The following is a 12,701-nucleotide window of genomic DNA, read 5'->3' on the forward strand; positions in this document are numbered from 1 at the left end:
ACTGCCGTGGTGCGGAGGTGCCGTGGTGCGGAGGTGCCGTGGTGCGGAGGTGCCGTGGTGCGGAGGTGCCGTGGTGCGGAGCCGTGGTGACGCGGAACCGTCGCGGTGCGGGGTGACGGGGCTTCACCGGCCGCGCGCCTCACGGCTGCGGGCTCCGGCTCCGTCGCCGGTTCGGTGTGTCCCGGCGACAGGCACAAGGTTCGTCCCCGTCCGGCCCGGCCGGAAGGCCTGACGGGTGGACGGAAGCGGCCCTGGACCGATTCGGCCACGAACCGTGGCGCAGGAGTCCGGCCGCCCGCCGGGTGGCCCGGCCGCGCCCGGGGACCCGTACGGCTGCCCGTCGGGCCTGGCCACCGGGCCCGTCCCCGGCTCTGGTGGACCGGGTGACACAGCGCTGTCACACTCGTGCTGTCACAGCAGTGGTGCGAGAGGCGTCGGGCGAGGAGCGGGGAGGCGGAGGCGGACGTGGAGGTGCGGCTGACGGTGGACGAGCTGGCGGCACGGGCGGGCGTGACGGTGCGGACGGTGCGCTTCTACGGCACCAAGGGGCTGCTGCCGCCGCCCGTGCTGGGAGCCCGTCGGGTGGGGTGGTACGGGGCCGAGCACCTGGACCGGCTCGGGCTGATCGAGGAGTTGCAGCGGCAGGGGCTGACCCTGGCGGCGATCGAGCGCTACCTGGGACGGCTGCCGCACGACTCGACGCCGCTGGACCTGGCGATCCACCGGGCGCTGGTGGCCTCGTGGACCCCGGAGTCACCGGAGGAGGCGGACCGGGGGCAGCTGGAACGGCGGGCCGGGCGGGCGCTCTCGGAGGAGCAGCTGGACCGGCTGGCCGCGATGGGGGCGCTGGAGCGGACGGCGGACCCGGAGGTGTTCCGGGTGGATCCCGGGCTGCTGCCGCTGGGCGTGCGGATCCTGGACGTGCCGATCCCGCTGGAGACGCTGCAGGCGGCGCGCGCGGTGGTGCTGGAGCACAGCCGGGCGACGGCGCGGGAGTTGCAGCGGCTCTTCCGGGAGACGGTGTGGAGGCCGTACCGGGAGAGCGAGCCGGCGCCGGACGAGGTGGAGCGGATGAAGGCGCTCACCGACCACATCCAGCCCATGGTGGCGCAGGCGCTGGTGACCGCGTTCCAGCGGTCCCTGCGGGAGGAACTGGGCGAGGAGCCGGGCGGGCAGGCTCAGGACGAGCCGGGCGGGGAGGCGCGGGAGCAACCGGACGGGGAGCTGTAGGACGAGCCGGGCGAGGCCGTGGAGAGTCCCACAACCTCGCCCGGGGAGCCGACCGGACCGTCCGTCAGTCCGTGAAGGTGCGGCCCTCGGCGGCGATCCGCTCCAGCAGGGCCGGCGGCGCGAACCGCTCGCCGTACGCGGCGGCGAGTTCGCGGGCCCGGGCCGCGAAGCCGGCCGGGCCGCCCGGGTAGCCGTTGACGTACTGGAGGACGCCGCCGGTCCAGGCGGGGAAGCCGATGCCCAGGATGGAGCCGACGTTGGCGTCGGCGACGGAGGTGAGCACGCCCTCCTCCAGGCAGCGGACCGAGTCCAGCGCCTCGCTGAACAGCATCCGCTCCTTGAGGTCCTCGAAGGGGACCTCCACCGAGGCGTCGGTGAAGTGCTCGCGCAGGCCCGACCAGAGCCGGCCGCGCCGGCCGTCCCCGTCGTACTCGTAGAAGCCGGCGCCGCCGCTGCGGCCGGGGCGGCCGAACTCGTCGACCATCCGGTCCACCACCGCGTCGGCCGGGTGGGCGGTCCACTCGCCGCCGGCGGCCTCGACGGCGCGCCGGTACTCGTCGCGGATCTTCCGCGGCAGGGTGAGGGTCAGCTCGTCGAGCAGCGACAGCACCTTGGCGGGGTAGCCGGCCTGGGCGGCGGCCTGTTCGACGGTGGCCGGGTCGACGCCCTCGCCGACCATGGCGACGCCCTCGTTGATGAACTGGCCGATCACCCGGGAGGTGAAGAAGCCGCGCGAGTCGTTGACCACGATCGGCGTCCGGTCGATCTGCCGGACCAGGTCGAAGGCGCGGGCCAGCGCCTCGTCGCCGGTCTCCGGGCCGCGGATGATCTCCACCAGCCGCATCTTGTCGACCGGGGAGAAGAAGTGCAGCCCGATGAAGTCGGCGGTGCGCTCCACGCCCTCGGCGAGCAGGCCGATCGGCAGGGTGGAGGTGTTGGAGCAGAGCAGCGCGTCCGGGGCGACGACGCCCTCGATCTCCTGGAAGACCTTGTGCTTCAGCTCGGGGTTCTCGAAGACCGCCTCGATCACCGCGTCGCAGCCGGCCAGGTCGGCCGCGTCGGCGGTGGGGGTGATCCGGGCGAGCAGCTCGTCGCGCTGCGCCCCGGTGGTCCGGCCGCGGGCCACCGCCTTGGCCAGCAGGCCCTCGGCGTAGGCCTTGCCGCGTTCGGCGGCCTCGACGGTGACGTCCTTCAGCAGCACCTGGATGCCCGCCCTGGCACAGGTGTAGGCGATGCCGGCGCCCATCATCCCGGCGCCGAGCACGGCGACCCGGCGGACCGTCCGCTTCTCGTGGGAAGCCGGCCGGCCAGCACCGGAGTTGACCGCCTGCATGTCGAAGAAGAGGGCCTGGATCATGTTCTTGCTGGTCTGCCCGCAGGCCAGTTCGGTGAAGTAGCGGGCCTCGATGACCATGGCCGTGTCGACGTCCACCTGGGCGCCCTCGACGGCGGCGGCGAGCACGTTGCGCGGCGCCGGGTAGGGCGCGCCGGCGAGCTGCTTGCGCAGGTTGGACGGGAAGGCGGGCAGGTTGGCGGCGAGCGCCGGGGTGCTGGGGGTGCCGCCCGGGATCTTGTGGCCCTTGACGTCCCAGGGCTGGACGGCGGCCGGGTTGGCCCCGATCCAGGCGTGCGCCCGGGCGGTCAACTCCTCCGGCGTGTCGACGACTTCGTGGACCAGTCCGTTGTCGAGGGCCTGCGCGGGCCGGTACTGGCGGCCCTGCAGCAGCACCTTGAGCAGGGCGTCGGTGATGCCGAACAGCCGGACGGTGCGGACGACCCCGCCGCCGCCGGGGAGCAGGCCGAGGGTGACCTCGGGCAGGCCGATCCGGCTCGCCGGGGTGTCCAGGGCGATCCGGTGGTGGCAGGCCAGGGCGATCTCCAGGCCGCCGCCGAGCGCGCTGCCGTTGATCGCGGCGACCACCGGCCTGCCGAGCGTCTCCAGGGTGCGCAGGGCGCGCTTGATCCGCATGGACTTCTCGAAGACGGCGGCGGCGTCCTCGGGCCGGGCGGCGGAGAGCATCCTCAGGTCGCCGCCGGCGAAGAAGGTCTTCTTGGCGGAGGTGACGACGACCCCGCGCAGGGCGTCGCCGAGGCCGGCCAGCCGGGCGACGGCGGCCTCGAAGTCGGCCGTGAAGGCCTCGTTCATGGTGTTGACGGACTGGGTGGGGTCGTCGAGGACGAGGGTGACCACGCCCTCCTGGTCCTGCTCCCAGCGGATGGTGGTGTCAGACATGGGATCTACGTCTCCAGGAGGGGGGTCAGATGCGCTCGACGACGGTGGCGATGCCCATGCCGCCGCCCACGCAGAGGGTGGCCAGGCCGTAGCGGAGGTCGCGCCGCTCCAGCTCGTCGATCAGGGTGCCGAGGATCATCGCGCCGGTGGCGCCGAGCGGGTGGCCGAGCGCGATCGCGCCGCCGTTGACGTTCACCTGCTCGGGCGAGAAGCCCATCTCCCGGACGAACCGCAGGGCGACGGCGGCGAAGGCCTCGTTGATCTCGACCAGGTCGATGTCGGCGGCGGTCAGACCGGCCTTGGCGAGCGCCTTGCGGGTGGCGGGGGCCGGTCCGGTGAGCATGATGGTCGGCTCGGACCCGGAGACGGCGGCGGAGACGATCCGGGCGCGCGGGCGCAGCCCGTACCGCTCGCCGACCTCGCGGTTGCCGATCGCGACGAGGGCGGCGCCGTCCACGATGCCGGAGGAGTTTCCGGCGTGGTGGACGTGGTCGATGGCCTCCACCCAGTGGTACTTCTGCAGGGCGACGGCGTCGAAGCCGCCCGCCTCGCCGATGGCGGCGAAGGAGGGCTTGAGCCCGGCCAGCGTCTCGACGGTGGTGCCGGGGCGGATGAACTCGTCGCGCTCCAGGACGACCAGGCCGTTGCGGTCGCGGACCGGGACGACCGAGCGGTCGAAGAGGCCGTCGGCCTGGGCCTTGGCGGCGCGGGCCTGGGACTCCGCGGCGAAGGCGTCGACGTCGGTGCGGGAGTAGCCCTCGATGGTGGCGATCAGGTCGGCGCCGACGCCCTGCGGGACGAAGTAGCCCTCGTAGTTGGTCATCGGGTCCATCGCCCAGGCGCCGCCGTCGGAGCCCATCCGGACCCGGGACATCGACTCGACGCCGCCGGCCAGGACGAGGTCCTCCCAGCCCGAACGGACCTTGGCGGCGGCCAGGTTGACGGCTTCGAGGCCGGAGGCGCAGAAGCGGTTCTCCTGGACGCCGGCCACGGTGTCGGGCAGGCCGGCCGCGATGGCGGCGATCCGGGCGATGTCGGACCCCTGGTCGCCGATCGGGCTGACCACGCCGAGCACGATGTCGTCGACCGCCGCCGGGTCCAGATCGGGGAAGCGGCGGCGCAGTTCGTGGATCAGGCCGACGACGAGGTCGATCGGCTTGGTGCCGTGCAGTGAGCCGGAGGCCTTGCCCCGGCCGCGCGGGGTGCGGATCGCGTCGTAGACGTACGCTTCGGTGGTCACGGTGAAGAGCCTTTCAGGCGCGGGGGGTTGCGCGGTTGTCCGGGTGAGGGGGGGCGGCGCGGTCAGCCGAGGAGGGACCGGCCGACGATCTCCTTCATGATCTCGGTGGTCCCGCCGTAGATGGTCTGGATGCGGCCGTCGGTGAACGCCCGGGCGACCGGGTACTCGGTCATGTACCCGTATCCGCCGTGGAGTTGGAGGCAGCGGTCCGCGGTGCGCTTCTGCAGTTCGGTGGCCCACCACTTGGCCATCGAGGCGTCGGCCGGGGTGAGCGCGTACCGGTTGTGCTCGGTGATGCAGCGGTCGACGAAGGCCCGGGTGACCGCGCACTCGGTGGCGAGCTCGGCGATCTCGAAGCGGACGTGCTGGAGCTTCGCCAGCGGGCGCCCGAAGGCCTCGCGACCCTTGACGTACTCGGTGGTGATCTCGACCAGGTACTCGGCGCCGGCGATCGCGGCGGCGGCGATGGTGAGCCGCTCCTGGGCGAGGTTCTGCATCAGGTGGACGAAGCCGCCGTTCAGCTCGCCGAGCAGGTTCTCCTTGGGGACGCGGACGTCCTGGAAGAACAGCTCGGCGGTGTCCTGGGCCTTCTGGCCGATCTTGTCGAGGTTGCGGCCGCGTTCGAAGCCCGGCATGCCGCGTTCGACCACCAGCAGGCTGAGGCCGTGCGAGCCGCCCTCGGGGGTGGTGCGGGCGACCACGACCACCAGGTCGGCGAGGATGCCGTTGGAGATGAAGGTCTTGGCGCCGTTGAGCAGGTAGTGGTCGCCCCGGTCCTCGGCCCGGGTGCGGATGCCCTGGAGGTCGGAACCGGTGCCGGGCTCGGTCATCGCGATGGCGGTGATCAGCTCCCCGGTGCAGAAGCCGGGCAGCCAGCGGAGCCTCTGCTCCTCGGTGGCGAGCGAGGTGAGGTAGGGGCCGATGATGTCGTTGTGCAGTCCGACCGCCAGGCCGGAGGCACCGGCCCGGGCGAACTCCTCGGCCAGTACGGCGGCGTAGCGGAAGTCGGCGGCGCCCCCGCCGCCGTACTCGGCGGGGACGGCGAGCCCGAGCAGGCCCTGCCGGCCGGCGGCCAGCCAGGCCTCGCGGTCGACGATGCCGGCCTTCTCCCAGCGGTCGTAGTGCGGCAGCACCTCCTTGGCGAGGAAGGACCGGACGGTCGCCCGGAAGTCCTCGTGCTCGTCGGTGTAGAGGTCGCGTTGCACGGCGGGCTCCCTGGGGGTCGAGGAGGGCTGCGGGTCGGGGAGGGCTGCGGGTCGGGGAGGGCTGCGGGTCGGAGCGGTGGCGGACGGGGCGCCGGGGCGGGGTGCGGGCGTGGGGGGCGGGGTGCGGGCGGGGCCGTCAGCCGCCGCCCGGCAGCCCGGCCGCCAGGGAGGGGACCCCCCAGTCCCGGGCGACCTCGGCGGTGTCGGCGCCCGGCCGGGCGGGCGGTCGGCGCAGCGCCCCCGGGGTGGCGGAGAACCGCGGGGCGGGCGCGGGCTGGGTGACGCCGCCCACCTCGACGTAGGTGGAGCGGCTCACCAGGTGTTCGTGCGCCGCGGCCTGACGCATCGTCAGCACGGGTGCCACGCAGGCGTCGGAGCCGTCGAAGACGGCCTCCCACTCGGCCCGGGTGCGGCTCGCGAACCGGGTGGCGATCCGGGCCCGCAGCTCGGGCCAGCGGGCGGTCTCCCACTGGCCCGGGGCGTCGGCACCGAGGTCCAGCAGCCGGGCGAACTCGGCGTAGAATTGCGGTTCCAGTGCGCCGACCGCGAGGTGGCCGCCGTCGGCGGCCGGGTAGACGGCGTAGAACGGTGCGCCGCCGTCGAGCAGGTTGGCGCCCCGCCGGTCCTGCCAGTGGCCGGCGGCGAGCAGGCCCTGGAGGACGGCGGTGAGGTGGGCGGCGCCGTCGACGACGGCGGCGTCGACGACCTGCCCGGCGCCGGTGGCGCGGGCGTGGTGGAGCGCCGCGAGCAGGCCGACGACCAGGTAGAGCGAGCCGCCCGCGTAGTCGCCGAGCAGGTTGGCGGGGACGGCGGGCGGCTCGTCCGCGTCCGCCCCCGGCCGGCCGGCCAGGCCGAGCACCCCGGCGACCGCCGTGTACCCGATGTCGTGGCCGGCCCGGGCGGCCAGCGGCCCGTGCTGGCCCCAGCCGGTCATCCGGCCGTACACCAGCGCCGGGTTGCGGGCGTGGCAGGCCTCCGGTCCGACCCCGAGGCGTTCGGCGACGCCGGGGCGGTAGCCCTCGATCAGCAGGTCGGCCCGGGCGGCGAGGTCGAGCACCCGGGCGGGTCCGTCGGCGGACTTGAGGTCGATCACGACGGAGCGCTTGTTGCGGTTGGCGACGTCGTACGCCGGCTCGATGCCGAGCGGCGAGGGCTCCGGGCGGTCCACCCGGACCACGTCCGCGCCGAGGTCGCCGAGCAGCATCGCGGCGAAGGGGCCGGGGCCGATCCCCGCGAGTTCGACCACGCGGACCCCGGCCAGCGGGCCGCCGTTCCCACGCACACCACTGCCACGCACGGGCGCCACTGCCCCTCCGAGGTCTGACAGTAAAGCTGTAACACTCGCGATGATAGGGAAGCGACCCGTCGGTAACAAGGCCTTCGGGGGCGGACCGCCGCCCCGCGCGCCGGACCACCGGGACGGCGGAGGACCGGACCGGGCACCCCCCGGGGCCACCCCCTCCTCCCCCGGGGCCGGGTACCCCGCGCCGGATCCCCCTGACGGGGGAGACGGATCCCGTCCACGGAGGACGTGCCGGCGGAGCCCGGCGCGGGAGCGTGGACGCATGACCTCGACCACCGTGCCCCGTCCGACGGCACCCCCCGCACCCGCCACCGCACCGGCCGTCGGCCGGATCCGCGCGGTGGCGGCCGGGACCGCCGTCGCCGCCACCGTGCCGTACCTCACCCTCAAGCTGCTCTGGCTCACCGGCCACCCCGTCGGGGCCGGCGACGGCGACGCGATGGACGACCTGTGGCTGGTCAACCTGCTGACCTTCGGCATGGACGCGATCGCGGTGGTCCTGGCCCTGGCCTTCGTCCGCCCGTGGGGCCGTCGGGCCCCGGCCGGGCTGCTGCTCTTCCCGATGTGGGTCGCGACCGGGCTGCTCGGCACCATCCTGGTCGCGCTGCCGGTGTTCCTGCTCTCCTCCCTGGTGCTCGGCCCCGAGGTGCCCGCCGCCGGCGCCGACGACGGGCCGAGCGGCTGGGTCTTCCCGGTGGTGTACGGCGGGTTCGCCGTCCAGGGCCTCGCCCTGATCACCGGCTTCCTGCTGTACGCGCGGCAGCGCTGGTCCGGACTGCTGAGCGACCGGATCGGCGACCTGCCCTCCTCCCCCACGCTCACCGTCCAGCGGTCCTTCGCCTGCGTCGCCGCGCCGCTCGCCGCCGGGGTGGCGGCGGCCCAGCTCTACTGGGCCCTCGGCGGGGACGCCGGACTGCCGCTGGAGTGGCGGGAGCACCGCGGCCGGGGCGTCGCGGTGATGAACGGGGTGACCGCCGCGATGGCCCTGGCCGCGGCGGCCGCCCTGCTGGTGCTCGTGTTCCGGCTCCACCCGGGGCGGCGGCTGCGGGTGCCGCTGGCGGTGGCCTGGACGACCGCCGGGTCGCTGTTCGGCTGGGGGTCGTGGCAGTTGGTCGCGCTCGGGACGACCACCGAGGTGACCACCCCCGACCGGGCCGTGCCCGGGCTGCTGACCCTGGTGGAGTCGGTCCAGGTGGTGACCGGCCTGCTGGTGCTGGCGGCCGGCACGATCGCCCTGGTCGAACGGGCGGTGGCGGCCCGGGGCGACTCGTGGAACCCCGCGGGCCCGGACCGCCCCGGCGCCGCTGACGTAGAGTCTCCGCAGTGATCACGGGGGCGGGCACGGGGGCGGGCACCGGCATGGGGACGGGCGGGAAGACCGGCGGCGGCACCGGGGGGAAGACCGGCGGGAGCACCGGGGCGAGCGGCGCGGCACGGCGGGCGGCCGGCGCGCTGTTCGGACGGCGGGCCCGGCTGCGCTGGGTGCACCTCGTCCTGGGCGGCGCCCTGCTGATGCCGTACTGGATGCTCTCGGCCGTCCTCCTGGGCAGCCTCGACCAGCGCAACGGCCCGGTGCGCCAGCTCCTGCTCCACTTCGCCGCGCTCGGACTGTCGCTGCCGATGGCCGCCGTCACCGCGCTGGTGCCGATCGTCCGCGCCCTGGAGGGCGCCACCGCACGGGCGCTCTGCACACCGGCCCGCCCGGACGAGGTCGTCACCGGCCCCGCCCGGTCCTGGGCCGCCCGGTGGCGGACCGCCGCCTGGTACGTCCTGCACGTCCTGTTCGGGGGCGTCGTCAGCGGCATGACGCTGGCCGGGACCCCGTTCGCGGTGGTGCTGCTGCTCGCCCCCACCGGGCTGGCGGAGCTCGTCCGGTTCTGGGAGGACCGCGGCTTCCCCGGGTGGCTGCCCGGCCCGCTGACGGGCCTCGCGCTGCTCACCCTGATCGTCTGCACCAGCGCCGGGCTCGGCGCGCTGCTCGCCCGCTGGGCGCCCGTCCTGCTCGGCCCCACCCCGGACGAACGGGTGGCCGCCGCCGAACGGCGGGCGACCGTCCTCGCCCAGCGCAACCGGCTGGCCCGCGAACTGCACGACTCGGTCGGCCACGCGCTCAGCGCCGTCGGCATCCAGGCCTCCGCCGCCGCCCGGGTGCTGCGGACCGACCCGGACTTCGCCGCCGAGGCGCTGGCGGCCATCGAGGAGACCGCGCGCGGCGCCGTCGCCGAACTGGACGCCGTGCTGGGCCTGCTGAGGGAGGAGGACGGCACGGAGGCCGGACCCGCCGGACCCACCCTCGCCGGACTGGACGACCTGCTGCGCCAACTGGCCCGCACCGGGGTGGAGGTGGACGCCGTACTGGCCCCGGGGCTGGACCGGCTGCCGGCCGCGTTCTCCCGCGAGGCGTACCGGATCGTGCAGGAGGGCCTCACCAACGTGCTCCGGCACGCCGGCCCCGCACCCGCCCGGCTCCGCGTCGGACCGGTCGGCGGGCGGCTGGAGATCGAACTGACCAACCCGCTCGGCCCGCACCGGCCCAGCCGCCCCGGGGGCGGCCGCGGACTGCGCGGGATCGGCGAGCGGGCGGCGGCGCTGCACGGCGGCTGCGAGGCCGGGCGGGCGGACGACGGAACGACGTGGCGGCTGGCCGTCTGGCTGCCGCTGGGAGGGGAACGATGAACACTGCACGTACCGGGGGCACCGCGGAGGGCGTCGGGGAGGACACCGGAACGGGCGCCGGGGGCCCGGCGGGCGGCCCCGTCCGGGTGGTGATCGCCGACGACGAGCGGCTGGTCCGGATGGGCCTGCGGGTGGTGATCGACGCCGAACCGGACCTCACCGTGGTCGGCGAGGCCGCCGACGGCGCCGCGGTGGTGCCGCTGGTGCGCGAACTGCGCCCGGACGTGGTGCTGATGGACGTCCGGATGCCCGGCATCGACGGTATCCGCGCCACCGAGCAGCTGGTCGGCGGCATGGCCGACCCGCCCCGGATCCTGGTGGTCACCACCTTCGAGCACGACGACCACGTCTACGACGCCCTGCGGGCGGGCGCCGCCGGGTTCCTGCTGAAGCGGGCCCGGGCGGAGGAGATGGTGCAGGCGGTACGGCTGATCGCGCGCGGCGACTCGCTGCTCTTCCCGGCGGCCGTCCGCGAGCTGGCCCTCCGGTACGGCACGGCCGGCAGGACCCCCGAACCGGCCCGGGGGCCGATCGGCCGGCTCACCGAACGGGAGGGCCAGGTGCTGCGGCTGATGGCGGCCGGGCTCAACAACGGCGAGATCGCGGCGAAGCTCGTGGTCAGCCAGGAGACCGTCAAGACGCATGTCGGCAGCGTGCTCGCCAAGCTGGGCGCCCGGGACCGCACCCAGGCGGTGATCACCGCCTACGAGTCGGGGTTCGTGCAACCGGGCTGACCCGCGGGCGCGGGCCGGGTGAGCGGGCCGGACGGAGTGGGCCGGACGGGCGGAGCGGCCGCGGCGGGTGCCGGGGCCGCGCCGCCCGCGCTCAGACCGGGACGGCCCGGCGGCCGGCCCGCTTCCGGCCGAGCAGCCGACGGGCCGCCAGTTCGGCCGCGCCCATCGCGCAGGCGGCCCGCTCGGCCGCCCGGCCCTGCCGGTAGGCGGCGCCCAGCAGGCCGTCCGCGCCGGCCCGGCCGGTGCCGCCCGGCGGGTCCGCCGCGTCCAGGTAGTCCGTGACGGCGGCCACGACGGCCTCCAGCTCCGGGCGCATCCCGCGCGGACCGAGCTCGGCCGCCTGCTGGACGGCCAGCCCGTGGCCGCGCAGCCGGGCGACGTCGTGCGCGGAGACCGGCGCGGACAGGGAACGCAGGAGCAGGTCGGTCGCGCGCAGGAGGCCGATGACCTCCGCGAGTTCGGCGCCCAGGGCGTCCCTGGCCCGGTTCCGCTGGGTGAGCCACCAGCCGACCGCGGCGACGACGGCCATCACGGCGGCCGGGACCAGCACCGCCTCCAGCCCGACCGGGGCACCGTCCTGCGCCGCGAGGAGGGTCGAAACGGTCATGCCCGCACCCCCGCGGTCGGGCACGGGCGGATCCGGTCGCCGGCGGGGGCGGCCGGGCGGGCTGTGGGAGGGTGGGGCACGGGTCGGTCCTTCCGTGTGGTGCGGTGGGCTGTTCCTCCGGCTCGTCCGGCGCCCGGGGCAGGGAATCCGCGGGGTCGCCGGACGGGCGGCGGTTCAGTCGAGCGGGTGGCGGGGGAAGGCGCGCGAGGACACCGAGTGCCGCCTGCGCCAGTCGAAGCCGGGTTCACGGGCCGAACTCCGGATGTCCAGCCCGACGGCCACCACGTGCATGAACACGATCCCGGCCTGGAAGCCGCCCATCGCTTCGATGTGTCCGGTCATCACCAGCGGGACGCTGATGACGACGGCCACCAACAGGGCGGCCGACCGCAGCGGAAGCCTCGCGACGATCCGGTCGGTCCGGCGGCGGCCGACCGATCGACGCTCCGCCGACCGCTGCATCAGCCCGGCGGCCATCCGCTGCTGGTCCGCGGCGAGGTCCGCGTCCGACCCGGCCCACGTCCGGTGCCGCGGTCCGGACCGGGCCGTCAGATCCGGCGGGGTGCCGTGCTTGAATCCCGAAGAAGTCACCGACCAGCCTCCTTGTCGTCCGTCGTGGGCCGCGTCCGGGACGCGGCGCCGTCCTCCCCCGCGGCCGACGGTCCGTCGCCGCCGTCCCGCTCCGGGGTGCACCCGCCGGTGACGTCCCGGAGGAACACCGTCACGGCGGCCGTGTCGATCTTGTCGTCCCTCATGGCGCGCCAGGTCTGCGAGCCGGTCGAGGCGACCGTACGCTCGCAGGTGCCGGTGACGGCGGCGCTCCGGGCCAGGCTCAGACCGTGCACGGCCCGGCAGTGGAAGACCAGGCGCCGCGCGGGTGCGAGCTCCTCGTCGACGTGGGCCAGCCCCGCCAGCAGAGCGGCCGTTCGATAGGCGCCATCGGTTATCCACGTGTCGTCCTGCGTGAGCATGTACATCCTTTCCGTGCTGATCAGGTTTCCCAGCAACGGCAGCAGCGGCTGCAGCGAGCCCGCCCGGGGTCCGGCGTAGCCGGGGTCCAGCAGCACGGCCCGGTGCCGGGCCGCCTCCTTGAGGACCTCGGCCCGGAACCCGCCGAAGCGGTGCTCCGGCCGGAAGCGGGCCCACACGGTCCGGTAACACCGGTCGACGCGCTCCGACAACCACGCGTCCAGATCGAACCAGGGGTGGCCGTACTCGCAGAAGATCTCCTGCTTGAGGCCGTGGAGACGCCACATGAGCTGCGTGCCGGGCACAGAGGGTCGTGCCAGGCCGGGGAGTTGACTGTGGGACACGTGAAAAGCCTAGGGAAGGGCCTCCGGCCGGCATTCATCGTGCGGGGCGGCCCCGGCCCGGGCGGCCGGACCGCCGGGCGGGAGCCTTCTTTCACCCCGGAGCTACCGGCGGGTAGAGTGCGATCTCCCCCTCCGCCCGTCCGATACCTCCCGTATCACC

11 protein-coding genes are annotated in these 12,701 nt (G+C 75.2%); 4 read left to right on the plus strand and 7 right to left on the minus strand.

From position 1 onward, the window contains the following. The first annotated feature begins 465 nt into the window (after window positions 1–465). A complete protein-coding gene (locus tag OG550_RS08570) occupies window positions 466–1,230 on the plus strand; it encodes a MerR family transcriptional regulator (RefSeq protein WP_327676079.1) in 765 nt (254 codons plus the stop codon). Between the two features lie 64 nt (window positions 1,231–1,294). Here OG550_RS08570 and OG550_RS08575 read toward each other — a convergent pair whose 3' ends face one another. The 4 genes from OG550_RS08575 to OG550_RS08590 form a co-directional block, all read right to left on the minus strand. Next, entirely contained in the window at window positions 1,295–3,463 is a 2,169-nt protein-coding gene (locus OG550_RS08575) for a 3-hydroxyacyl-CoA dehydrogenase NAD-binding domain-containing protein (protein ID WP_327676080.1), read from the minus strand. Between the two features lie 25 nt (window positions 3,464–3,488). Next, a complete protein-coding gene (locus tag OG550_RS08580; protein ID WP_327676081.1) occupies window positions 3,489–4,703 on the minus strand; it encodes an acetyl-CoA C-acetyltransferase in 1,215 nt (404 codons plus the stop codon). Between the two features lie 62 nt (window positions 4,704–4,765). After that, complete coding sequence (locus OG550_RS08585; protein WP_327676082.1) at window positions 4,766–5,908, minus strand: acyl-CoA dehydrogenase family protein; 1,143 nt, start codon at window positions 5,906–5,908, stop codon at window positions 4,766–4,768. A 136-nt stretch (window positions 5,909–6,044) separates the two neighbouring features. Beyond that, complete coding sequence (locus OG550_RS08590; RefSeq protein WP_327676083.1) at window positions 6,045–7,214, minus strand: CaiB/BaiF CoA transferase family protein; 1,170 nt, start codon at window positions 7,212–7,214, stop codon at window positions 6,045–6,047. A gap of 259 nt (window positions 7,215–7,473) precedes the next feature. Here OG550_RS08590 and OG550_RS08595 point away from each other — a divergent pair, with 259 nt between their 5' ends. From OG550_RS08595 to OG550_RS08605, 3 genes are read left to right on the plus strand one after another with little or no spacing between them, the layout of a single operon-like run. Beyond that, window positions 7,474–8,538: a hypothetical protein gene (locus OG550_RS08595; RefSeq protein WP_327676084.1), complete on the plus strand. Its 1,065-nt coding sequence runs from the start codon at window positions 7,474–7,476 to the stop codon at window positions 8,536–8,538. Next, window positions 8,535–9,887: a sensor histidine kinase gene (locus OG550_RS08600; RefSeq protein WP_327676085.1), complete on the plus strand. Its 1,353-nt coding sequence runs from the start codon at window positions 8,535–8,537 to the stop codon at window positions 9,885–9,887. Before OG550_RS08595 ends, OG550_RS08600 begins: the two co-directional genes overlap by 4 nt. Then, complete coding sequence (locus OG550_RS08605; protein WP_327676086.1) at window positions 9,884–10,621, plus strand: response regulator transcription factor; 738 nt, start codon at window positions 9,884–9,886, stop codon at window positions 10,619–10,621. The genes OG550_RS08600 and OG550_RS08605 overlap by 4 nt, the downstream gene beginning before the upstream one ends. Window positions 10,622–10,712: 91 nt before the next feature. Here OG550_RS08605 and OG550_RS08610 read toward each other — a convergent pair whose 3' ends face one another. From OG550_RS08610 to OG550_RS08620, 3 genes are all read right to left on the minus strand, one after another. Next, window positions 10,713–11,228 (minus strand): hypothetical protein, encoded by a 516-nt coding sequence (locus OG550_RS08610; protein WP_327676087.1) that lies wholly within the window; start codon window positions 11,226–11,228, stop codon window positions 10,713–10,715. A gap of 174 nt (window positions 11,229–11,402) precedes the next feature. Next, entirely contained in the window at window positions 11,403–11,819 is a 417-nt protein-coding gene (locus OG550_RS08615; protein WP_327676088.1) for a hypothetical protein, read from the minus strand. Then, window positions 11,816–12,541: a hypothetical protein gene (locus OG550_RS08620; protein ID WP_327676089.1), complete on the minus strand. Its 726-nt coding sequence runs from the start codon at window positions 12,539–12,541 to the stop codon at window positions 11,816–11,818. Before OG550_RS08620 ends, OG550_RS08615 begins: the two co-directional genes overlap by 4 nt. Window positions 12,542–12,701 lie beyond the last annotated feature (160 nt).

Source organism: Kitasatospora sp. NBC_00458 (assembly GCF_036013975.1).
GTDB lineage: Bacteria > Actinomycetota > Actinomycetes > Streptomycetales > Streptomycetaceae > Kitasatospora.

Bases quoted from the DNA above. Each gene is read 5' to 3' on its own strand.
- OG550_RS08575 (WP_327676080.1), bottom strand. From the start codon at position 3,463: ATGTCTGACACCACCATCCGCTGGGAGCAGGACCAGGAGGGCGTGGTC.
- OG550_RS08595 (WP_327676084.1), top strand. From the start codon at position 7,474: ATGACCTCGACCACCGTGCCCCGTCCGACGGCACCCCCCGCACCCGCC.
- OG550_RS08605 (WP_327676086.1), top strand. From the start codon at position 9,884: ATGAACACTGCACGTACCGGGGGCACCGCGGAGGGCGTCGGGGAGGAC.
- OG550_RS08610 (WP_327676087.1), bottom strand. From the start codon at position 11,228: ATGACCGTTTCGACCCTCCTCGCGGCGCAGGACGGTGCCCCGGTCGGG.